The following is a 21,995-nucleotide window of genomic DNA, read 5'->3' as shown; positions in this document are numbered from 1 at the left end:
AGCAAGGTCCTGTGGAGCAGTTTGGAGTGCTCGCCACCCTGTCAAGGTGGAGGCCGCGGGTTCAAATCCCGTCAGGACCGCAGCAAATCGAGGCCCGCATCCCACGGATGCGGGCCTCGGTGTTTTCTGCGTTCTCTGCGTTCTCTGCGTTCTCTGCGTTCTCTGCGTTCTCTGCGTTCTCTGCGTTCTCTGCGTTCTCTGCGTTCTCTGCGTTCTCTGCGTTTACTGCGGTTCCGCGTTCCGTCTTGACGACGTCAACTGCCGCCGGTAACCCAAGGAGCAGGGGTCCGCACTCCGGAGGTGACGCGTGGCGGCAGCCGTGGCGAAACACGAGACGCGGGCACTGCTGCGTGCCCACCTGGCGGCCGCGACGGGCTACCGGCACCGCACCAGGCACTGCCCGATCTGCCACCGGCTCCTGCTGCTCGCCCTGCAGCCCGAGAGGACCCCGCAAGGGCCCCCGCAGAGGCTCCTGGAGGACCCGCGGGGCAGGACCGAGGTCCGGCGCGCCGAGGGCCGCACCGACGCCGCTGCCGGACCCCCACCGGCTCGGGACGAAAGTCCCCCTGATCCGTGACCATTGCCTCGCGCGCCGCCCCTCCCCCGGGTGGCAAGCTCGTACTTGGCAAGAGTCATGAGCTGTGACGGGTGTCACCGGACCAGTATGCGGGACGGGCTTTTTTACACCCTCCCTACAACGGGCCAATTTAATATGTGCAATTGCACCGACCCGCGCCGGCGCTCCACGGCACCCTGGGCCCTCCCCCTCAGCACCCCAGGTCAGAGCCGTGCCGGGCTCCACCGGACCGCCCCGGACACAAAAAAGATCGCGCCGGACTCGGCGGAGTCCGGCGCGATCGAACGACTCGGCTCCCGTTGGGGCGGGGGCCTGTCGAGTGGAGCTATGGGTGAAGCCAACGGCGGGCACGCACCGAATTGGGGGATCCGGTAGGCAATGCCCTGCACTGCGGGGTGTAGCCGTTACTGCGGGTAAAGCGGTGAAGCGGTAATGCGAGGTAATACGAAGCGTCAGGCCTCGCTGCGCTGCTGCGGAATGCCCGCAAGCAGTGCGCGGACCTCGGCCTCGCGGTAACGCCTGTGCCCACCCAGCGTGCGGATGGACGTGAGCTTGCCTGCCTTGGCCCAGCGGGTCACCGTCTTCGGGTCCACGCGGAACATCGTGGCGACCTCAGCCGGGGTCAGCAGCGGCTCGGCGTCAGGGGTGCGAGCGGTCATGAGCGGCCTCCTCGGGAGAACCGAACCTTCACGGTTCTTTCCTCTAAATTCTGCACCTTGACCCGCGTTGCCCGAAATGGCGGACGCGGGCCGAGTCGGTTATAGGACGAACGGCTTGTCCTCGGCACTACAACTACACCATCCGTCCAGCCGTGTGGGCCAAACCGACGGAATTGCCCTCTGAGGTGTTCATCAGCGACGGAAGCCGATGGACCATGCCATAGCGGACAGTCACGTCACAGTGACGATCAGTCACAGAGCGATCAGGAGTCATCAGACCCCCCATAGCGTGCAATACCGAGCATTCCGCCCCTAGTTGGACGGAAGGAGCCCTCCCCGGACTCCTTGTCCTATTTTGACACGAGGGCGGGGGATGAGCGCAAGGGGCGATTAAGTGCTGTCCGTCACGCTTGCCGCAAAAGCCCGGATCAGGACGTAGGTCCCGAGCACCTGTTCCCCACCTGTCACACGCACCACATCACGCTCCGGTTCAGTTCCTGCTCAGATTTCGCTCAAATCGTGTGCGGAGTCCGACATCCGGCTCAATTGGCGAACTGCCGGTCCCGGACCACCCGCCAGCGCTCCGCCAGCCTTTCGTACGCCCTGGCCGCCCGTTCCCCGTCGCCGGCCCGCAGCGCGGCGATGCCCTCGGCCACGTCCGCCGCCGACCTGTCCCCGGCCAGATGCGTCTCGTCCAGTACGTACGCGAGCCCGCCGTAGTCCAGTTCGACGAGCGAGCGGGGGTGGAACTCCTCCAGCCAGCGCCCCACGTCCACCAGGCCGGTCACCAGCGGGCCCTCCTCCCCCTCCCCGACCTGTTCGCGCAGCGTGCGCAGGCCGCGGGCGACCCGGCGCCTGGCCTGCACCATCGGCGTCCGGTACCGCAGCACCGCCGCCTCGTCCCCCGAGGCCTTCACGTACTCGCGCTCCTCGTCCCCGAACAGCACGAACCACCGCACCGGCACGTGCCAGACCGAGGTTCTGATCCACGGCCTGGCGTCCGGGTTCCGCTCCCGCCAGCGCTGGTGGTCGGCGTGCGCCTGCCGTCGCAGGAGGGGCGGCAGCACGGCGTCCAGCAGCGACTGCGGATACTGCGCGGCCAGCTCCTCCAGGGCCAGCCAGCCGCGCAGCCTGGTCCGCCACGGGCACACCACCACGACCTCGTCGAGCTCGGCCACGTAGGCGTCACCGCTCTCGTGCACCGGCACCGCGACGGGCGGGGTGGGCAGCAAATCGGCGAGCGAGCACCTGAGTTCGTCCTGCGGGCCCGGGAGCGTCCCGCGGCGGGCGTAGCGCGCCCAGTGGGTCCTTTCCGGTTCGGGGAAGGCCGCCAGCGGTTCGTACACCCGCAGGGCCGACACGTACGGGACGATCACCGATGACGCCAGTGGCACGCCAGCTCCTCAACCTCGACCGGAACCAAATCGTCCCACGGGGGGTACCCCGGAAGGGGGTGATCCCGGCCTCCGGCCCCTCACGGGGGCCACCCAGGCCCTACTCTCATGCCCATCGGCCCTCTCCACCCGCAAGAGGGCTTCCCCGTCTCGTACTTGGGAGTCACCACAGTGACCGCATCTTCCGACGGCGTCCTGCACACCCTGTTCCGCTCGGAGCGGGGAGGGCACGAGCAGGTCGTGCTCTGCCAGGACCGCGCCTCCGGCCTCAAGGCCGTCATCGCCCTGCACAACACCGACCTCGGGCCCGGCCTCGGCGGCACCCGCTTCTTCCCGTACGAGAGCGAGGAGGCCGCCCTGGAGGACGCCCTCAACCTCTCGCGCGGAATGAGCTACAAGAACGCCATGGCCGGCCTCGACCACGGCGGCGGCAAGGCCGTGATCATCGGCGACCCCGAGCAGATCAAGACGGAGGAGCTGCTCCTCGCCTACGGCCGCTTCGTGGCCTCGCTCGGCGGCCGGTACGTGACCGCCTGCGACGTCGGTACGTACGTGGCGGACATGGACGTCGTGGCCCGCGAGTGCCGGTGGACGACGGGCCGCTCCCCCGAGAACGGCGGCGCGGGCGACTCCTCGGTGCTCACCGCGTTCGGTGTCTTCCAGGGGATGCGCGCCTCCGCGCAGCACCTCTGGGGCGACCCGACACTGCGCGGCCGCAGGGTCGGTGTGGCCGGTGTCGGCAAGGTCGGGCACCACCTGGTGGAGCACCTGCTCTCCGACGGCGCGGAGGTCGTCGTCACGGACGTACGGGAGGACTCGGTGCGCCGCGTCACGGACCGCCACCCCGCCGTCACGGTCGCCGCCGACACCGAGGCGCTGATCCGGGTGCCCGGCCTGGACATCTACGCCCCCTGCGCGCTGGGCGGCGCCCTGAACGACACCAGCGTGCCGGTGCTGACCGCGGCCGTGGTGTGCGGGGCGGCCAACAACCAGCTCGCCCACCCCGGCGTCGAGAAGGACCTCGCCGACCGCGGGATCCTCTACGCGCCGGACTACGTGGTGAACGCGGGCGGTGTCATCCAGGTCGCCGACGAGCTGCAGGGCTTCGACTTCGACCGGTGCAGGAGGCAGGCCGCGAAGATCTTCGACACCACACTTGAGATCTTCACTCGTGCAAAGGAGGACGGGGTTCCGCCGGCCGCCGCGGCCGACCGGATCGCCGAGCGGCGGATGGCCGAGGCACGCGCACGGCGCTGACCCGCCCGACCGGCCCGCCAGGGGAGACATGGCTCACCCCCCTCGGCGGGTCGCCGTTGCGGAAGGGGCTAAAATCGCGGTTGACCAGCGGGGACGGGACGTCTCGCCGGTCGAGGTGCGCGGCGTCTCCTGCGGGCGGCGTACCGTATGGCCAAAGAAGCAGGTACCGTTGAAGTCCTGCGGACCGGTCTCTCCACGGAGAGCCCGTTCCCAACCATGAACGCGTGTCAAGACTCTGGGGCCGTCGAGCCCCGTCACCGAGGGGGTCGAGCCATGGGGCGCGGCCGGGCAAAGGCCAAGCAGACGAAGGTCGCCCGCCAGCTGAAGTACAGCAGCGGCGGGACCGACCTGTCGCGTCTGGCCAATGAGCTGGGCGCTTCGACTTCGCAACAGCCGCCGAATGGCGAGCCGTTCGAGGACGATGACGAGGAAGACGACCCGTACGCACAGTACGCGTCGCAGTACAACGACGAGGACGAGGACGATGAGTCCGGCCCTTCGTCGCAGCGCCGCGGCGCTTGACGTTCCAGTTCTGGCCGCTTTTTCACCGGCCGTCACCGCTCTGGCGTGCGTACACCTCGAAAATATTCATAAGGTTTGAGCAGTTCCACAGGACCCGGTCCGAGGCTTTCGCCCCGGACCGGGTTCTGTGCGTCCCGACCCGCCCTACTTCGCGTAGTCACCGCTCAGCGCGGCGCCCTCGCGGTGCTCGCCGCGCGCGACGATCTCGCCGGCCACCCAGGAGTCGACATCCCGGTCCGCCAGCGTGGCCAGGGCCACGTCGACCGACTCCTGGGGGACGACGGCGATCATGCCGACGCCCATGTTGAGGGTCTTCTCCAGTTCGAGGCGCTCGACCTGGCCGACCCGGCCGACGACGTCGAACACGGCGCCGGGGGCCCAGGTCGAGCGGTCCACGGTGGCGTGCAGGTGGTCGGGGACCACCCGGGCCAGGTTGTTGGCCAGGCCGCCGCCGGTGATGTGGCTGAACGCGTGGACCTCGGCGGTACGGGTGAGGGCCAGACAGTCCAGCGAGTAGATCTTGGTCGGCTCCAGCAGCTCCTCGCCGAGCGTGCGGCCGAACTCGGCCACCTCCCGGTCCAGGGCCCAGCCGGCGCGGTCGAAGACGACGTGCCGGACGAGTGAGTACCCGTTCGAGTGAAGACCGGAGGAGGCCATCGCGATCACCGCGTCGCCCTCCCTGATCCGGTCGGCGCCGAGCAGCCGGTCGTACTCCACCACTCCGGTGCCGGCGCCCGCCACGTCGAAGTCGTCGGGGCCGAGCAGGCCCGGGTGCTCGGCCGTCTCGCCGCCGACCAGCGCGCAGCCCGCCAGGACACAGCCTTCGGCGATGCCCTTCACGATGGCCGCGACACGCTCGGGGTGCACCTTGCCGACACAGATGTAGTCGGTCATGAACAGCGGTTCGGCGCCGCAGACGACGAGGTCGTCGACGACCATGCCGACGAGGTCGTGCCCGATCGTGTCGTACACGCCCATGCGGCGGGCGAGGTCGACCTTCGTACCGACGCCGTCGGTCGCGGACGCCAGCAGCGGACGCTCGTACCGCTTCAGGGCGGAGGCGTCGAAGAGACCGGCGAAACCGCCGAGGCCACCGAGGACCTCGGGGCGCTTCGTCTTCTTCACCCACTCCTTCATCAGCTCTACGGCGCGGTCGCCGGCTTCGATGTCGACGCCCGCTGACGCGTAGCTGGCACCGGTGGTCTCAGACTTCTCAGACATGGGGAGGTGAGAACTTTCGTGTCGCTTGGGAACAGAGGGGGCCGGCAGGTTCCCGCGGGCTCGCTACGGCCGCCGGAGCGCTTCGGCGGCAGCGGTGTTCGCCGGCCCTGCCGCGAGCTCGGTCTCCAGGAGCTGCTTGCCGAGGAGCTCCGGGTCGGGGAGTTCCATGGGGTACACGCCGTCGAAGCAGGCGCGGCAGAGGTTCGGCTTGTCGATCGTGGTCGACTCGATCATGCCGTCGATGGAGATGTAGGCGAGCGAGTCGGCCCCCAGCGAAGTGCCGATCTCTTCGATGGTCATCCCGTTGGCGATCAGCTCCGCGCGGGTCGCGAAGTCGATGCCGAAGAAGCAGGGCCACTTCACGGGGGGCGAGGAGATCCTGATGTGGATCTCCGCCGCACCCGCCTCGCGGAGCATCTTGACCAGTGCGCGCTGGGTGTTTCCGCGGACGATCGAGTCGTCCACGACCACCAGGCGCTTGCCCTTGATGACTTCCTTGAGCGGGTTGAGCTTCAGACGGATGCCGAGCTGGCGGATCGTCTGGGACGGCTGGATGAAGGTCCGGCCGACGTAGGCGTTCTTGACGAGGCCCGAGCCGTACGGAATTCCGCTGGCCTCGGCGTACCCGATCGCGGCGGGGGTGCCGGACTCGGGCGTCGCTATGACGAGATCGGCCTCGGCAGGAGCTTCCTTGGCCAGCTTTCGGCCCATCTCCACCCGGCTGAGATAGACGTTGCGGCCCGCGATGTCGGTGTCGGGGCGCGCGAGATAGACGTACTCGAAGACACAGCCCTTGGGCTTCGCTTCTGCGAATCGAGAGGTACGGAGCCCGTTCTCGTCGATCGCGAGCATCTCGCCGGGCTCGACCTCGCGGACGTAGGCCGCACCGCAGATGTCGAGGGCGGCGGACTCGGAGGCCACCACCCAGCCGCGCTCCAGCCGGCCGAGGACCAGCGGGCGGATGCCCTGCGGGTCGCGCGCCGCGTACAGGGTGCCCTCGTCCATGAAGACGAGGGAGAAGGCGCCCATCACCTTAGGGAGCACCTTTGCGGCGGCCTCCTCAATGGTCAGGGGCTTGCCGTCGTCGTCGGTCTGGCCCGCGAGGAGGGCCGTGACCAGGTCGGTGTCGTTGGTGGCCGCCACCTGGGTGGCGCGGCCGTTCTCCTTGGGGAGATCGGCGACCAGCTCGGCGAGCTGCGCCGTGTTGACCAGGTTTCCGTTGTGGCCGAGGGCGATCGAGCCGTGCGCGGTGGCACGGAACGTCGGCTGCGCGTTCTCCCACACCGAGGCTCCGGTGGTGGAGTAGCGCGCGTGGCCGACCGCGATATGACCCTGGAGGGAAGAGAGGGAGGTTTCGTCGAAGACTTGCGAGACCAGGCCCATGTCCTTGAAGACGAGGATCTGGGACCCGTTGCTTACCGCGATTCCCGCGGACTCTTGTCCACGGTGTTGCAGTGCATACAGTCCGAAATAGGTGAGCTTGGCGACCTCTTCGCCGGGAGCCCAGACACCGAAGACGCCGCAAGCGTCCTGGGGGCCTTTCTCACCGGGGAGCAGGTCGTGGTTGAGTCGTCCATCACCACGAGGCACGCCACCGAGTGTAGGCGAGATCGACCACTGGTCCGAATTGGGGATACGAACAGGCCCTGGCCCGGGGTGAAACGGTCCTGCAGATGCCCAGGTCAGAGCTCTGTGAGGCCCTGACGATCAACGCCGGACGGCACCTGCGGCGAGGTCGCCGGAGACGGTGATCCGAGGGTCCTGTGTGTGTTCGTACGAACGGGTGACGCGGGGGACGCGTGGGGTGGGTGGGCGGTCACGGACGCGCTCGCCGCAGGCGCCCCCGGCGCGTGCGGCACGGACCGGCGCGGCAGGGCTCGCCCGTGCGGCACGGACCGGCGCGGCTGTGCTCGCCCGTGCGCGGGGGCTGGCGCGGCAGTGCTCGCCCGCGCGCGGGGGGCCGGCGCGGCAGTGCTCGCCGCAGGCGCCCTGGTCCCGTCCCGTGTGGGCGGGGTGGCGCGGCAGCGCTCGCCGCATGCGCCCTGATCCCGTCCCGTGTGGGCGGGGCGGCGCGGCAGCGCTCGCCGCAGGCGCCCCCGCCCCGTCCCGTGCACGGGCCGCCGCGGGCAGCGCTTGCCGCAGGCGCCCCGGTCCCGTCGCCCAACGGATGCTTCCACCGCGGGTTTCCCCGTCTGGCGCCGCGTCCGCCCACGGATGCCGCCCGCCGCGAGCAGCGCTTGCCGCAGGCGCCCCGGTCCCGTTGACCAACGGATGCTTCCGCCGCGGGCTTCCCCGTCTGGCGCCGCGGCCATCAACGGATGCCCCCGCCGCGGCAGCGCTTGCCGCAGGCGCCCCGGTTCCGTCCACCAACGGATGCTCCCACCGCGGGCTCCCCCGTCCAGCGCCGCATCCGCCAACGGATGCCCCCGCCGCGGGCTCCCCCGTCCAGTGCCGCGTCCGCCAACGGATGCCGCCCGCCGCGGGCTCCCGCGTCCACCGCCGCGTCCACCATCCGGGACGATCGTTGACAGTCGTGCGGGCCCTCGGCCAGAGTTCCGGCCCATGCAGCCCTCCGGCGACCTCTCGGTCCCGCTCGTTGCGCGTCGGCACGTCGACCTGGTCCGTGTCGCCAGCGCCATCTGTCGCTGCGCGTAGTCACTCCGCCGCACCTCTTCCCTCGGCCTCGCCGTGCCCTCCCCTGCCCTCTTCATCCATGGGTGGGGAGGTTCCGGCCGCCTTGTCCCGCCTTGCCTGGAGAAGCCGTGACTTCGCGTTCCCCCCTGTCCCGCCGTACCTTCGCCGGAGCCGTCGCCGCCGCGACCGCGGCCGGTGCCGGTGTCGGCCTCACCTCCGCGCCCGCCGAGGCACGCGCCCCCGAGGAGCGCCCGTTCCGCTCCGCCCGCGGCAAGCACTCGAAGCGGCCCAACATCCTGTTCATCCTGGGCGACGACCTGGGCTGGGCCGACCTGTCCTCCTACGGCTCGCCCCACATCCGTACGCCCCACCTGGACCGGCTTGCCGCCCAGGGCGTGCGCTTCACGGACGCGTACTCCGGTTCCGCGACCTGCTCCCCCACCCGCTTCAGCCTCTACACCGGCCGTTTCCCCGGCCGTACGAAGGGCGGGCTCGCCGAGCCGATAGCCGACAAGGGTGTCGGGCTCGAACCCACCCATCCCACGCTCGCCTCCCTGCTCGGCGGCGCCGGGTACTCCACCGCGTTGATCGGCAAGTGGCACTGCGGGTTCCTGCCCGACTACAGCCCCACCCGGTCCGGCTGGGACGAGTTCTTCGGGAACTTCGGCGGCGCGCTGGAGTACTACTCGAAGCTCGGCGGCGGCGGCGAGTACGACCTCTACGAGGGGGACGCCGAGTACAAGGACCTGCGGTACTACACCCGGATCCTCACCGAGCGGGCGAGCGAGTTCGTCCGGCGCGACCACGAGGAGCGGCCCTGGCTGCTCAACCTGAACTTCACCACCCCGCACTGGCCGTGGATCGCCGAGGGCGACAAGGAGGCGAGCGCCGAGGTCGTACGGCGGATCAAGGCGGGTGACCCGCGCGCGCTGTGGCACCAGGACGGCGGCTCGGTCGAGAAGTACACGGAGATGGTCGAGGACCTGGACCGCTCGGTCGGCGAAGTGCTGAAGGCGCTGAAGAGGTCGGGGCAGGAGGAGGACACCCTCGTCTTCTTCGCCAGCGACAACGGTGGCGAGCGCTTCTCCTACAACTGGCCGCTGTCCGGCAACAAGAGCTCGCTCCAGGAGGGCGGCATCCGGGTGCCGACGCTGCTGCGCTGGCCGGCCAGGATCGACGCCCGGCAGGTCAGCCACGTCCCGGTGTTCACCCCCGACTGGACGGCGACGCTCCTGGAACTGGCGGGGGCCAGGCCGGACCGGGCGTACCCGCTGGACGGCACCTCGCTCGCCGGGTACCTGCTGCGCGGCGAGAGGCTGCCGGAGCGTGACCTGTTCTGGCGGGTACGGGGCGAGCGGGCGCTGCGCCGCGGGGAGTGGAAGTACTACCGGGGCAAGGCGGGCCGGGACCAGCTCTTCCGGCTGACGGCGGACGCACGGGAACAGGCGGACCTGGCGGCGGCCGAGCCCGGCCGTCTCGCGGCACTGCGGGGGGCGTGGGAGAAGACGGACGCGGGGCTGCTGCCGTACCCGGCGGGGGCGTGAGGGCGTACGGCTCTTAAAGGGGGCTTAAGCAGGCCCTAAAGCGTTCTGGGAGTGGGGTGTTGGGGGCGTCGCGCCGTCTAGCGTGTGGCGCGGTCCCCCCACTCCCTGCCGCGAAGGATCCCCCCTCCCCATGAGCACCCGCTCCCGCTCCCATTCCCTTTCCCGTTCCAGCTCCCGCTCCCATTCCCTTTCCCGTTCCAGCTCCCGTTCCCTTTCCCGTACGACACGTTCTTCGGTTCGGCTCTCCGCGCTCGCCTGCGGGGTCGTCCTGGCGGCGGTGGCCGCACCGGCCCACGCGGCGGGCGGAGTTGGAGGCGCCGAGGGGGCCACTCCCGATGCCGAGCGCACCGTGCAGGTCGTGATGGTCAACTTCCAGGACAGCACGCTCGCTGACACCGCGAAGCTCAAGTCACAGCTGGAGAGCACCTATTACGGCACTTCCGGGTCCCTGACCTCGTACTACAACGAGATAACCAGGGGGAGGACGACCTTCGGGCCGCGCGACGCGGGAGAGAAGGTCCTCGGGCCCTTCACGCTGCCGATGTCGGCGGCGGGCTGCGACACCGCCAAGATGGCGGAGCAGACGTACCGGGCGCTGGCCGCGGACGGGATCGCCGAGGACTCGTTCGACCATGTCTCGATCGTCTTCCCCAACGCCAAGGCGGACTGCGGCTTCGGCGGGCTCGGCTCGGTGGGCGGGCCCAAGACGTGGATGCCGGCCGAGCACTTCTCGATCGACGCGCTGATCCATGAGTTCGGGCACAACCTGGGGTACCACCACCACATGCGGCTGCGCTGCCCCGAGGGGGACCTGGGGGCGGGTTGCAAGGAGGACGCGCAGGAGTCCACGAGCCACAAGTCCGTGATGGGCGGCGGGGGTTCGGCGGCCGGGCTGACCGCCCCCGAGCTGATCCACAACGACTGGCTGACGGCCGGGGAGCTCGCGCGGGTCGACAGGTCGGGCACGTACACGCTGCGCCCGCTGGCCGGGAAGGGCGGCGGGGTGCGGGCGCTGAGCATCCCGCTGGGCGAGGACAGGCTGGTGGTCGAGTTCCGGACGCGGTCCGGCTCGCTGGACAAGGGGGTACGGGGCGTCCACGCGTACAAGGTCACCGGGGACGACTACACGAAGTCGGCGTTCATCGACCCCACGCCGGGGGCGGGCGAGGCGCCGGACGCGGACGCGCTGAAGCCCGGCGCCGAACTCAGGGACACCGCGCGGAAGGTGAGCGTGAAGGTGATCTCGACGGGCACCGGCTCGGCGAAGGTGGCGGTCAGCCTCGACGGGGTTCCGGCGCCGGCGGAGGTCATTGGTGCCGACACCGGTACTGGCACGGACACCGGCACCGGGACCGGGACCGGCACCGCGCCGCAGACGGGCGGGACGCCGCCGGCCGTGCAGGACGCCGGGGCGTCGGCGGACGCGGGCCGCTCCGCGCAGGACGGTTCGACGCCGACCGCAGGCACGGCGTCCGACGACGCCGGGCCTGCCGGCTCCGGAGCCGGGTCCGCCCAGCAGTCGGGCGACCGCCTCGCCACGACCGGTGGCGACTCCTCCACGCTCCCGCTGGCCGTCGGCGGCGCCGCGTTCCTCGCGCTCGGCGCACTGGCCCTGCTCAAGCTGCGCCGCCGCAGGGGCTGACGGGTGAGGCTGCGCCGCCGCGCGGGCTGACGGACGCCCTGCTGCGTGGCGGCGGAGCTCACGGGCCCGGCCCCTCGCCGCAGGGGCTGACAGTCCAGCTGCGCCGCCGCGCGGGCTGACGGACGCCCTGCTGCGTGGCGGCGGAGCTCACGGGCCCGGCGCCTCGTCGCAGGGGCTGACGGTCCAGCTGCGCCGCCGCGCGGGCTGACGGACGCCCCGTTGCGCGGTGGCGGAGCTGACGGAGTTGAGTGGCGGCGGAGCTGACGGGCCCGGTGCGCGGCGTAGCAGCCGGCACCGGCACACGGGACCCTCACCGGCGCGCCGGTGCCGAGCTGCGCCACCGCGCAGCCGACTGGCGCCCGGTGAGCGGCGTCGGCAGTTCCCGCCCTAGCCTGCCGCCTTTGCCTCAAGGCCCGTGCCCGCGCTGCCGGTGAGGGACAGGGAGCGGCCGTCGACCGTGTAGGTCACCTTGCCCTCCAGCACCTTCAGCATCTGCTTCTCCACCGCACCGGCCTCTCCCGCGCACATCATGCGGGTGGTGGCGATGCGCCCGAACTCCAGCGCCCCCGGGCTCTGCTTCGCCTTGCCGTTCAGGGAGTTGCAGCCGGTGCGGCCCTGTACCGAACCGTCCTTGCCGAAGGTCAGGTAGGCCTTTCCCGCCACGTCCTTCGGCACGGACCGCGCGCTGCCGTCCTCGCCGGGCTTCATGGTCTTGCGGACGGTGAAGGAGTCCACGGCCCACCGGGTCCCGGCGAGCGGAGCGTCCGGCTCCACCGGCTTCGAGGTGAGCGCGACCGTGTCGCCCTTCGCGGTGGTCAGCGTGAGCCGGCTGTCGTCGAGCTCCGCCTTCAGCCGTTCCTTGAACGCCTTGCGCAGCGAGAGCTCGAAGTCCTGGGCGTCGCAGGCCATCTGGGTGGACAGCAGTTTGTCCAGCTCCACCGCGCTGCCGTTGACCGTCGCCCGGCCGGAGAAGGAGTTGCAGCCGTAGTTGCCCTTGACCGCGCCCTTGTCGTCGATCTCGACGAAGGTGTCCTTGGGCGCCGCGGCCTTCTTCCCGCCCACGGTCGAGCTCTCCACCGTCCACCGCACCCCGGTCAGCGGCAGGTCCGTCTGCACGGCGCCCCCGTCACCCTTTCTGTCACCGCCCGCACCCGCGCCCGTGGTCTCCGTACCGCACGCGGACACGGCGAGCAGCGCTGCCGCGGTGAGAGGCACACCCAGCGTCTTCAGCGTCTTGTGCTTCGGCTTCGTCTGCATGCCGGTGTGACGGAACAGGTGGGACTACCGGTTCCACTTACTCCTGCCGACGCCCCCCTCTCACCCCATGATCGGCAGCACGCCCACCAGATCGGCACGCTCTCCACTGGCCCTGACCTGGGCTTCTTCGATGGCGTCCGCCCATTGTGTACGTCCTGTGGCAAGCCGGATCCAGGTCAGCGGGTCGGTCTCCACGACGTTCGGCGGGGTGCCTCGGGTGTGCCGGGGGCCCTCGACGCACTGCACGACCGCGTACGGCGGGATCCGTACCTCCGTGGAGGCTCCGGGCGCCTTCACGGCGAGGGCGTCCGCGAGCAGCCGCGTACAGGCGGCGAGGGCCTGCCGGTCGAACGGGACGACGAGCCCGGTCGCCCGCGCCAGGTCGTCGCTGTGCACGACGAGCTCCACGGTGCGGGTGACGAGGAAGTCCCCGAACCGCATCGCACCGACCCGGGTCGCCACGATCCGGTCGTCCTCGGCCCCCGGCAGCACCTGCGCGACCTCGTCGGCCACCCGCGCGTACAGCTCCGCGACCGGCGCGGACGCGGCAAGCCTGCTGGAATCGTCCGCGATCTGCCCGGCGTGCGTCCCGGTCGCGAACGGCCACTGCGCCAGGCTCACCTCCGCCCGTCCCGGCGCGGGCTCCCGCAACGCCCGCACGAGCGACCCCACCGCCATCGACATGTGCGCGGCCAGCTCCCGCACCGTCCACTCCCCCAGGGCGGCGGGCCGGTCCAACTGCTCCTCGCGCAGCCCGCCGACGATCTCCCGCACATGCCCGAACTGCGCGAGAACGGCGGCGCGCGTCCGCACCGGGTCGTACACCCGGGGGCGCTTCTTCCTGGCGGGGCTTCCGGTCGCAGGTGACATGGAACGAGACTAGCCCCGGGGTACGACATCGCCGGGGGCGCGGACCGGGCCGCTCCGACACCTCCCGGGGTGTGGACCGGCCGCGCCGCCGGCCACGGTGCTCCGCTACAGCGCCAGGGCTGCCACCATGCCCAGCAGCGCGATCAGCACGAACACCGGGCCCAGTGGCATCCCCTGGTCACCCGGGGTGCTGTCGTCGGTGGGCCGCAGCTCCGGGGCGGCGAGCATCGCGCGGATCTCGCGGGCGGCATGGCCCGCCACGTGTCCCCTGGCGGTGCGCCGGTCCAGCGGGGCCCAGCCCGTGGGGCGTACGAGCACGCGGACACCCCGCGGCCCCCGGAAGGTGAGCGAGTCCTCGTCGCACCCGACCTTCTCCAGCTCGGTCCAGCGCAGCTGCCGCACCCGCCAGGCTCCCGCGATCCACAGTCCCGAACGGTCGGCGGTCACCCGCCAGTTGAGACCGGTGGCGATGTACGAGAGCGTGAAGGGCAGCAGGACCAGCGTGAACCAGACCCGCCAGCCCCGGTCGCCCTCCAGGAAGGCCCAGAGGGCGCCCGACTCGACGAGGAACAGCAGCAGTGCGGCGAGGCGCGCGACGGGACCCGCCGACCAGCTGCGGACGGTGGTGAGGGGGCTGGAGGGCGAGGGCGTCTCGGTGGACACGGGAGTTCCGTTCTCGGTGCCGCGGTGGCGGTCGGGGCGGGTGGCGGAGGAGGTGTGCGGGAGCGCGGGGAGGTGGCGGGGGGCGAGGACGGCCGGGGTGGTGCTGTGTTCCACGGTGACCCGGCCGTCGGCACCGTCGACCGCGCCGATGTACGCGACCACCGCGCCAGGAGCGGGAACCCCGTACAGAACGGCCTCCCGCAGCGGCCGGGACCCCGCGGTCGCGGGGTCCGTGCTCGCGGGACCGGCCGTCGTGGGGCCCGTGCCCGCGGGGTCCGTGCTCGTGGGACCGGCCGTCGTGGGGCCCGTGCCCGCGGGGCCCGTGCTCGTGGGGGCCGTGGTGGGCTCCCCCTCGTAGGCCCCCCAGGACCTGAAACCGAGCAGCGGCTCGGAGCCGGTCCCGTCGTCGGCCGCGTACACCCAGGTCCTGCCGTCCTCGCCCTCCCTGACCAGGACCCGCAGGGCCGGCTGCGGGCGGCGCCGGCGCCACACCTGGAGGCCGGTGCCGGCGGCGCTGACCAGGAGCGCCGTGCCGAGCGTCCCGGCGGTCAGGAGGATCCACTGGCTCTCCTCGTGCTCCGCCTGTCCGCAGACCGCGGCGGCCATGCCGAGCAGGAGCACGCCGGCGAGCAGGGAGAGGAGCGGCCCGCGGGGTCGGCCGCTCCGCGCCGGAGGCAGCGGGTGCCGCGCCGGCCCGGCCGCGTCCACCGCCCGCGCCCGCTGCCGTACGCCCAGGGCCAGCCGGTGGGCCAGGTGGAACGCGACCAGCACGGCCGCCACCAGCACGGCGATCCGCGCGGGCAGTACCGCGACGCCAAGCACGTCGTCGTGGCCCAGGCCCGCGACCGTCAGCGGAGTGAGTACGGCGAGGGCGAGCGCGGGACGGCGCCGTATCCAGTACAGCTCCAGCAGGAGGAGCCCCAGGAGCGCGGTGGGCAGCCACCACGGATCGAAGCGGCCGAAGCCGTCCGCGGGACCTGAAGTCGTCGAGTACGTCGTGGAGACGGTGAGTCGCGCGGTCCCGCCGGTGCCCCGCACCTCAGCGCCGGAACCACCCACCTCGGCCGTGTCCCCCGCCTCCGCGCCGGAGCCGTGCGGCCGGACCGTGTCCCGCACCCCAGCCCCGTGGCCGGCCCCGTAGCCACCCGGCCCCGCGGTGGTCCCGTGCAGGAGCGGGGGCTCGGGGATCCCGTGCGGCCGGGGTGGCGTTGCCACCGCCAGCAGGGCCCACAGCACCGTTGCCACCAGCACCAGCGCGGGCCACACCGGTCGGGTCCAGCGGCCCGAGGGCACGGCCGCCAGCCAGGTCCGCGCGTCGGCGGACCGCCAGGGGGCCGTGCCCTCGGGTATGCGTGAGGCGGGAAGCCGCACGGGGAGGGGGAGTTGCTCGTTCACCCGCGCATTATCCCGTTCACCCGCGCTTTGTCGCGGGCCGCGGCCCCGGACCCGCACGCGCGCGGCCCCGTCCGGAAATGTCCGGACGGGGCCGCGGCCACCGCGTACGGGCGGGACGCCAGGGTCCGCTCAGGCCAGCAGGCCCGGAATCGTCGCCTCGTGAGCCGTCCGCAGCTCGCTCAGCGGAATGCTGAACTGGCCCTGGACCTCGATCTCGTCACCGTCCACGACACCGATGCGGACGACGGGCAGACCGCGCGCCCCGCACATGTCGTTGAAGCGGAGTTCCTCGCTGCGCGGGACGGACACGGCCGCACGGCCCGCCGACTCCGAGAAGAGGAAGACGAACGGGTCGGTGCCGTCCGGCACCACCAGCCGTGCGCCCTTCCCGCCGCGCAGGCAGGACTCGGTCACGGCCTGGATCAGACCGCCGTCGGAGAGGTCGTGGGCGGCGTCGACCATGCCGTCGCGCGAGGCCGAGATCAGGATCTCGCCCAGCAGCTTCTCGCGCGCCAGGTCGACCTTGGGCGGCAGGCCGCCGAGGTGGCCGTGCACCACCTCCGACCACGCCGAGCCGCCGAACTCCTCGTGCGTGTCACCGAGGAGGTAGAGCAGCTGGCCCTCCTCGGCGAACGCCATCGGCGTACGCCGCGAGACGTCGTCGATGACACCGAGAACCGCGACGACGGGCGTCGGGTGGATGGCGGTCCCGCCGGTCTGGTTGTAGAGCGAGACGTTGCCGCCGGTGACCGGGGTTCCCAGTGCCAGGCAGCCGTCCGCGAGACCGCGGGTGGCCTCCGCGAACTGCCACATCACGTCCGGGTCCTCGGGGGAGCCGAAGTTGAGGCAGTTGGAGATCGCGAGCGGCTTGGCGCCCGTGGTCGCCACGTTGCGGTACGACTCGGCGAGCGCGAGCTGGGCGCCCGCGTACGGGTCGAGCTTGGCGTAGCGACCGTTGCCGTCGGTGGCCATGGTCACGCCGAGACCGGTCTCGGCGTCGATGCGCACCATGCCCGCGTCCTCCGGCATGGCGAGCACGGTGTTGCCCTGCACGAAGCGGTCGTACTGCTCCGTGATCCACGCCTTGGAGGCCTGGTTGGGCGAGGCGACCAGCTGGAGGACCTGCTCGCGCAGCGCGTCACCGTCGGCCGGACGAGCCAGCCGGTTGGCGTCGTCCGCCTGGAGGGCGTCCTGCCAGGAGGGCCTGGCGTAGGGGCGCTCGTACACCGGGCCCTCGTGGGCGACGGTGCGCGGCGGCACGTCCACGATCTGCTCGCCGTGCCAGAAGATCTCCAGCTGGGAGCCCTCGGTCACCTCACCGATGACGGTGGCGATGACGTCCCACTTCTCGCAGATCTCCAGGAAGCGGCCGACGTGCTGCGGCTCGACGATCGCGCACATCCTCTCCTGCGACTCGCTCATGAGGATTTCCTCGGGCGAGAGGGAGGAGTCACGCAGCGGCACGGTGTCCAGCTCGACCCGCATACCGCCGGAACCGGCCGAGGCCAGCTCGGACGTGGCGCAGGAGAGTCCGGCCCCGCCGAGGTCCTGGATGCCGTCGACCAGCTTCTCCGCGAAGATCTCCAGGGTGCACTCGATGAGGAGCTTCTCCTGGAAGGGGTCGCCGACCTGGACCGCGGGACGCTTGGTCGGCTTCGTGTCGTCGAAGGTCTCGGACGCGAGGACCGAGACGCCGCCGATGCCGTCGCCACCGGTGCGGGCGCCGTACAGGATGACCTTGTTGCCGGTGCCCGACGCCTTCGCGAGGTGGATGTCCTCGTGCTTCATCACGCCGATGCAACCGGCGTTGACCAGCGGGTTGCCCTGGTAACAGGCGTCGAAGACGACCTCGCCGCCGATGTTCGGCAGGCCGAGACAGTTTCCGTAACCGCCGATTCCGGCGACCACGCCCGGCAGCACCCGCTTGGTGTCCGGGTGGTCGGCCGCACCGAACCTGAGCGGGTCGACGACCGCGACCGGGCGGGCGCCCATGGCGAGGATGTCGCGGACGATCCCGCCGACGCCGGTGGCCGCGCCCTGGTAGGGCTCGATGTACGAGGGGTGGTTGTGCGACTCGACCTTGAAGGTGACCGCGTAACCCTGGCCCACGTCGACGACACCGGCGTTCTCGCCGATGCCGACGAGCATGGCGTCGTTCTCCGGGACCTTCTCGCCGAACTGCTTGAGGTGGACCTTGCTGCTCTTGTACGAGCAGTGCTCGGACCACATCACGGAGTACATGGCGAGCTCGGCGCCGGTGGGACGGCGGCCGAGGATCTCGCGGATCCGGGCGTACTCGTCCTCCTTGAGGCCGAGTTCCTTCCAGGGCTGCTCGACGTCGGGCGTCGAGGCAGCGTGCTTGACCGTGTCAAGGCTCATGCGTTGACCAGCTTCTTCAGGATCGAGGTGAAGAATCCGAGCCCGTCGGTACGGCCCGTGCCGACCAGCGGCTCGACGGCGTGCTCGGGGTGCGGCATCAGGCCGACGACGTTGCCCGCCGCGTTGGTGATGCCGGCGATGTCCCGGAGCGAGCCGTTGGGGTTGCCGTCGAGGTAGCGGAACGCCACCCGGCCCTCCGCCTCCAGCTCGTCGAGCGTGCGCTCGTCGGCGACGTACCGCCCGTCCATGTTCTTCAGCGGTACGGAGATCTCCTGGCCCTGCTCGTAATCGAGCGACCAGGCGGTCCGCGCGTTCTCCACCCGCAGCTTCTGCTCGCGGCAGATGAAGTGCAGGTGGTTGTTGCGGAGCATCGCGCCGGGCAGCAGATGGGCCTCGGTGAGGATCTGGAAGCCGTTGCAGATGCCGAGGACCGGCAGGCCGTCCTTGGCCTGCTCGATGAGCGTGTCCATCACCGGCGAGAAGCGCGAGATGGCGCCGGCCCGCAGGTAGTCGCCGTAGGAGAACCCTCCGGCGAGGACGACCGCGTCGACCTGGTGGAGGTCCTTGTCGCGGTGCCACAGGGACACCGGCTCGGCGCCCGCGAGGCGGACGGCGCGCAGCGCGTCCTGGTCGTCGAGCGTGCCGGGGAAGGTGACGACTCCGATGCGAGCCGTCACTTCTCGTCCTCCACCTTCACGGTGAAGTCCTCGATGACGGTGTTGGCGAGGAACGTTTCGGCCATCTCGTGGATGCGGGCGAGGGCGGCGGCGTCGACCGGTCCCTCCACCTCCAGCTCGAAACGCTTCCCCTGGCGGACGTCCGCGATTCCCTTGAAGCCGAGACGGGGCAGTGCACGCTGCACCGCCTGTCCCTGCGGGTCGAGAATCTCGGGCTTGAGCATGACGTCGACTACGACGCGTGCCACTGGCACTCCCGGTGTGGTGTGGTGCTTAAGGCGGTTTCACCAGCGTACCCGCCCAGAAATTCTACGCGGGTAGATATGCTGGCCGGCCATCACGTTCCGGTATCGGCGCCGACAACGCGAGGAAAAATCAGGGAAAAAAGAGGGGCCCCGCATTGCCCTCGGACACGCTGACGGAATTGACTGGGCTTCACAATGCAATGCCTCCCCCTGTACAAAGGAATACAAGGGAAAGCAGTATTGCTCCAGAGCGACTTCAAAACAGCCGGAATCGCGGCATCGCCGCACGTCAGCGCGGTGACATCGATACTCAAGCCGGTACACGCCCACCAGGAAGGACCGATATCCGTGGCTCAACGCGTAGTGGTCACGCTCTCCGACGACATCGACGGAGGAGAAGCGGCGGAAACGGTGACCTTCGGCCTCGACGGGAAGTCGTACGAGATCGACCTCAATCCCGCCAATGCAAAGAAACTGCGCACGGCCCTGAAGCCGTACGTGACAGCGGGCCGAAAGCACGCGAAGTCGGGCAAGGCGTACCGGCACACCTCCGTGGCCCCGGACCCCGCCGCGGTGCGCGCCTGGGCGCGGTCGCACCGGATGGAGGTGCCGGCCAGGGGGCGGATCCCGAAGAAGGTCTACGAGGCGTTCGCCGAGGCCTCCTGACGGAGCGGCAGGTTCCCGGCCGCTCCGCCGCGGGTCTCCGCGCGACCGGCCGGGAACCGATTTGCATCAGACCCAGGTACCTGGGCTAAAGTCTGGAGCACGCCGAAGGGCAAGGCCGCAAGGCCCGCCCCAAGCAGCGTGCGGGTGTAGTTCAGTAGTAGAACATCCTCCTTCCAGGAGGAAGGCGCAGTGTGCAATTCCTGTCACCCGCTCTGCATCGCTCCACCGATTACCGGCCACCCCGGCGGATCGGGTAGGGTGATGCCGCACCACCGAGAAGTACCCCCCAGCAGTACCTTGCGGACGTAGCTCAGTTGGTAGAGCGCAACCTTGCCAAGGTTGAGGTCGCCAGTTCGAACCTGGTCGTCCGCTCCAGTGGAAACAGAAGGCCCCGGTCATCGCGACCGGGGCCTTCTGCGTGTGCCCGGTCGCGCTCACCGGGCCTTCCGCGTGTGCCCGGTCGTCGCGCCGGGGCCTTCCGTCTGTGCCGTGGGCCGATGACATTTGTCATCGGGGGCGATGACAGCGCGCACTGCCGCCGGCCCCCGGCCGACGGGAGTCTTGAAGACATGACCACCAACGCAGAGCTTGTGATCGACGTCGAGGGGCTCCGGCGGACGTACACCGGGGGCTTCGAAGCCGTCCGTTCCGTCTCCTTCTCGGTGGCGCGCGGCGAACTCTTCGCGCTCCTGGGCACCAACGGGGCGGGCAAGACCTCCACGCTGGAACTGCTGGAGGGACTGGCCGCGCCGACCGGCGGATCCGTACGGGTGCTGGGCCACGACCCGCACGTCGAGCGGGCGAAGGTGCGCCCCCGGGTGGGCGTCATGCTCCAGGAGGGCGGTTTCCCCTCGCAGTTGACGGTGCTGGAGACGGCCCGGATGTGGTCGGGGTGCACGAGCGGTGCGCGCCCGGTCGGCGAGGCGCTGGAGCTGGTGGGGCTCGGCAAGCGCCACGCGGTACGGGTCGTCCAGCTGTCCGGAGGTGAACGGCGGCGGCTCGACCTCGCGATGGCGGTGCTCGGCCGGCCGGAGGTCCTCTTCCTGGACGAGCCGACCACCGGTCTCGACGCCGAAGGGCGGCGGGAGACCTGGGAGTTGGTGCGGGAGCTGCGCGAGCAGGGCACGACCGTACTGCTGACCACGCACTACCTCGAAGAGGCCGAGGAGCTGGCCGACCGGCTGGCGATCATGCACGAGGGCCGGATCGCCGCCGAGGGGCGGGTGGACGAGGTGGTGGCCGCGCATCCGTCCCGGATCAGCTTCGAGCTGCCCGCCGGTTACCACCTGGGGGACCTGCCCCCGCTGGGCCAGTTGGGTGTCACCGAACACCGGCTGACCGGCCGCACCGTCCAGTTGACGACCCCCGCCCTGCAGCGGGCCGCCACCGGGCTGCTGGTCTGGGCCCAGGGCGTGGGCGTCGAGCTGCGCGGGCTCGACGTGCGGTCCGCCTCGCTGGAGGAGGCCTTCCTGCACATCGCACGGGAGGCCAAGGAGTCGGCGGCCGCGGTGCCGGCCGCCACGAACACGACGAGGGACGAGGTGGCGGCGCGATGAGCGGCACACTGACGCACGCAGGGCCCGGCACGGCCGCCGGGCCGCGCAGCACGGTCACCGGCCGGCTGAGGGCGCTGGCACGGGCCGAACTCACCCTGCTGGCCCGGCAGAAGGCCGGACTGATCATGCTGCTGGTGATGCCGATCGCCCTGACCTTCTCCACCAGCACGGCCACCAGGAGCATGGACCTGGGGAAGATGGGCCTGTCGATCGGCGCGATGCTGATTCCGGCGGCGGTCGCCTTCGTCCTGATCTTCGGGATCTACACCACCCTGGTCGGCACCTTCGTCACCCGCCGCGAGGAGCTGGTGCTCAAGCGGCTGCGCACCGGCGAGCCGGGTGACCTGGAGATCCTGGCCGGCACCTCGATCGCCGCGCTGGCGGCCGGGCTGGTGCAGTGCGTGGTGCTGATGGTGGCGGGGGCGCTGGTACTGGACGTGGAGATGCCCGCCAACGTGCTGTTCGTCGCGGTGGGCATGGTGCTCGGGGTCGCGGTGGCCACGGTCCTCGCGGCCGCCACTGCCGCCTTCACCAAGTCGGTGGAGAGCTCGCAGCTCACGATCACACCGGTGATGCTGATCTCGATGGCGGGCTCCGGGGTCGTCGTACCGCTGGAGGTCTTCCCGGACCCCGTCGCCTCGGTCCTGGAACTGCTGCCGCTCTCCCCGGTGGTGGAGCTGCTGCGGGGCGGCTGGACCGGCAGCCTGACCTGGCCCGGCGCGCTGGGAGCCGTGGCCGTCGCGGCCGCCTGGATCGTACTGTCGGTGTTCACGGTCAAGAAGCGGTTCCGCTGGGAGCCGCGGCGCTAGGGCCGGTGTCCGGCAGCACTGCCCGGAG

Annotated in this window: 19 protein-coding genes and 3 tRNA genes; 12 read left to right on the top strand and 10 right to left on the bottom strand. The window is 71.0% G+C overall.

Going from position 1 to position 21,995, the window contains the following annotated elements:
- Window positions 1-5 precede the first annotated feature (5 nt).
- Together ACIQM4_RS12670 and ACIQM4_RS12665 are read left to right on the top strand one after the other, a co-directional pair.
- Window positions 6-80: transfer RNA gene (locus ACIQM4_RS12670), tRNA-Asp, on the top strand.
- Window positions 81-307: 227 nt separating this feature from the next.
- A complete protein-coding gene (locus ACIQM4_RS12665) occupies window positions 308-577 on the top strand; it encodes a DUF6274 family protein (protein ID WP_401589859.1) in 270 nt (89 codons plus the stop codon).
- A gap of 452 nt (window positions 578-1,029) precedes the next feature.
- Here ACIQM4_RS12665 and bldC read toward each other — a convergent pair whose 3' ends face one another.
- Window positions 1,030-1,236: a developmental transcriptional regulator BldC gene (gene bldC / locus ACIQM4_RS12660; RefSeq protein WP_003949541.1), complete on the bottom strand. Its 207-nt coding sequence runs from the start codon at window positions 1,234-1,236 to the stop codon at window positions 1,030-1,032.
- 542 nt (window positions 1,237-1,778) lie between these two features.
- A complete protein-coding gene (locus ACIQM4_RS12655) occupies window positions 1,779-2,630 on the bottom strand; it encodes a hypothetical protein (RefSeq protein ID WP_401589856.1) in 852 nt (283 codons plus the stop codon).
- A gap of 171 nt (window positions 2,631-2,801) precedes the next feature.
- On the opposite strand from ACIQM4_RS12655, the gene ACIQM4_RS12650 reads away from it, so the two are divergent.
- Window positions 2,802-3,887 carry a Leu/Phe/Val dehydrogenase gene (locus ACIQM4_RS12650; protein ID WP_401589853.1) on the top strand — a complete coding sequence of 362 codons (1,086 nt, stop codon included), beginning with the start codon at window positions 2,802-2,804 and terminating at the stop codon, window positions 3,885-3,887.
- A 273-nt stretch (window positions 3,888-4,160) separates the two neighbouring features.
- Window positions 4,161-4,409, top strand: coding sequence for a DUF3073 domain-containing protein (locus ACIQM4_RS12645; protein WP_384343443.1), 249 nt, complete (start codon window positions 4,161-4,163; stop codon window positions 4,407-4,409).
- 144 nt (window positions 4,410-4,553) lie between these two features.
- Here the strand turns inward: ACIQM4_RS12645 and purM are convergent, their stop codons facing one another.
- Entirely contained in the window at window positions 4,554-5,630 is a 1,077-nt protein-coding gene (gene purM / locus ACIQM4_RS12640; RefSeq protein WP_401589850.1) for a phosphoribosylformylglycinamidine cyclo-ligase, read from the bottom strand.
- 63 nt (window positions 5,631-5,693) lie between these two features.
- Window positions 5,694-7,220: an amidophosphoribosyltransferase gene (gene purF, locus ACIQM4_RS12635; RefSeq protein WP_401589847.1), complete on the bottom strand. Its 1,527-nt coding sequence runs from the start codon at window positions 7,218-7,220 to the stop codon at window positions 5,694-5,696.
- A gap of 624 nt (window positions 7,221-7,844) precedes the next feature.
- Between purF and ACIQM4_RS12630 the strand changes: the two genes are divergently transcribed.
- The 3 genes from ACIQM4_RS12630 (at window position 7,845) to ACIQM4_RS12620 (ending at window position 11,450) form a co-directional block, all read left to right on the top strand.
- Entirely contained in the window at window positions 7,845-8,285 is a 441-nt protein-coding gene (locus ACIQM4_RS12630) for a putative leader peptide (protein WP_401589844.1), read from the top strand.
- A 107-nt stretch (window positions 8,286-8,392) separates the two neighbouring features.
- Entirely contained in the window at window positions 8,393-9,808 is a 1,416-nt protein-coding gene (locus tag ACIQM4_RS12625) for a sulfatase (RefSeq protein ID WP_401589841.1), read from the top strand.
- A 277-nt stretch (window positions 9,809-10,085) separates the two neighbouring features.
- Window positions 10,086-11,450 (top strand): LPXTG cell wall anchor domain-containing protein, encoded by a 1,365-nt coding sequence (locus ACIQM4_RS12620; protein ID WP_401589838.1) that lies wholly within the window; start codon window positions 10,086-10,088, stop codon window positions 11,448-11,450.
- A 387-nt stretch (window positions 11,451-11,837) separates the two neighbouring features.
- Here ACIQM4_RS12620 and ACIQM4_RS12615 read toward each other — a convergent pair whose 3' ends face one another.
- The 6 genes from ACIQM4_RS12615 to purS form a co-directional block, all read right to left on the bottom strand.
- On the bottom strand, window positions 11,838-12,707 hold the full coding sequence (locus ACIQM4_RS12615; protein ID WP_401589835.1) for an META domain-containing protein: 870 nt from the start codon (window positions 12,705-12,707) through the stop codon (window positions 11,838-11,840).
- A 60-nt stretch (window positions 12,708-12,767) separates the two neighbouring features.
- The gene (locus ACIQM4_RS12610; RefSeq protein WP_401589832.1) at window positions 12,768-13,577 is read right to left on the bottom strand and encodes a sterol carrier family protein; all 810 of its coding nucleotides are present in this window, start codon (window positions 13,575-13,577) and stop codon (window positions 12,768-12,770) included.
- A 105-nt stretch (window positions 13,578-13,682) separates the two neighbouring features.
- Window positions 13,683-15,635, bottom strand: coding sequence for a hypothetical protein (locus ACIQM4_RS12605; protein ID WP_401589828.1), 1,953 nt, complete (start codon window positions 15,633-15,635; stop codon window positions 13,683-13,685).
- Window positions 15,636-15,764: 129 nt separating this feature from the next.
- Window positions 15,765-18,014 carry a phosphoribosylformylglycinamidine synthase subunit PurL gene (gene purL / locus ACIQM4_RS12600; RefSeq protein ID WP_401589826.1) on the bottom strand — a complete coding sequence of 750 codons (2,250 nt, stop codon included), beginning with the start codon at window positions 18,012-18,014 and terminating at the stop codon, window positions 15,765-15,767.
- Window positions 18,011-18,691: a phosphoribosylformylglycinamidine synthase subunit PurQ gene (gene purQ / locus ACIQM4_RS12595; protein ID WP_401589823.1), complete on the bottom strand. Its 681-nt coding sequence runs from the start codon at window positions 18,689-18,691 to the stop codon at window positions 18,011-18,013. The genes purL and purQ overlap by 4 nt, the downstream gene beginning before the upstream one ends.
- Window positions 18,688-18,939: a phosphoribosylformylglycinamidine synthase subunit PurS gene (gene purS / locus ACIQM4_RS12590; RefSeq protein ID WP_401589821.1), complete on the bottom strand. Its 252-nt coding sequence runs from the start codon at window positions 18,937-18,939 to the stop codon at window positions 18,688-18,690. Before purS ends, purQ begins: the two co-directional genes overlap by 4 nt.
- Before the next feature lie 345 nt (window positions 18,940-19,284).
- On the opposite strand from purS, the gene ACIQM4_RS12585 reads away from it, so the two are divergent.
- The 5 genes from ACIQM4_RS12585 to ACIQM4_RS12565 all read left to right on the top strand — a co-directional run bounded on the left by ACIQM4_RS12585 (window position 19,285) and on the right by ACIQM4_RS12565 (window position 21,967).
- On the top strand, window positions 19,285-19,602 hold the full coding sequence (locus ACIQM4_RS12585; protein WP_401589818.1) for an Lsr2 family protein: 318 nt from the start codon (window positions 19,285-19,287) through the stop codon (window positions 19,600-19,602).
- A gap of 140 nt (window positions 19,603-19,742) precedes the next feature.
- Window positions 19,743-19,814: transfer RNA gene (locus tag ACIQM4_RS12580), tRNA-Gly, on the top strand.
- A gap of 87 nt (window positions 19,815-19,901) precedes the next feature.
- Window positions 19,902-19,977 (top strand) — tRNA-Gly (locus tag ACIQM4_RS12575).
- 194 nt (window positions 19,978-20,171) lie between these two features.
- A complete protein-coding gene (locus tag ACIQM4_RS12570) occupies window positions 20,172-21,158 on the top strand; it encodes an ABC transporter ATP-binding protein (protein ID WP_401589815.1) in 987 nt (328 codons plus the stop codon).
- Complete coding sequence (locus ACIQM4_RS12565; RefSeq protein WP_401589812.1) at window positions 21,155-21,967, top strand: ABC transporter permease; 813 nt, start codon at window positions 21,155-21,157, stop codon at window positions 21,965-21,967. The genes ACIQM4_RS12570 and ACIQM4_RS12565 overlap by 4 nt, the downstream gene beginning before the upstream one ends.
- The last annotated feature ends 28 nt before the right edge of the window (window positions 21,968-21,995 follow it).

It is taken from the genome of Streptomyces sp. NPDC091272, from assembly GCF_044757485.1.
In the GTDB taxonomy this organism is placed as follows: Bacteria; Actinomycetota; Actinomycetes; order Streptomycetales; family Streptomycetaceae; genus Streptomyces.
The sequence above is the reverse complement of the archived record's forward strand: the minus strand, read 5'-3'. Positions and strand labels throughout refer to the sequence as shown.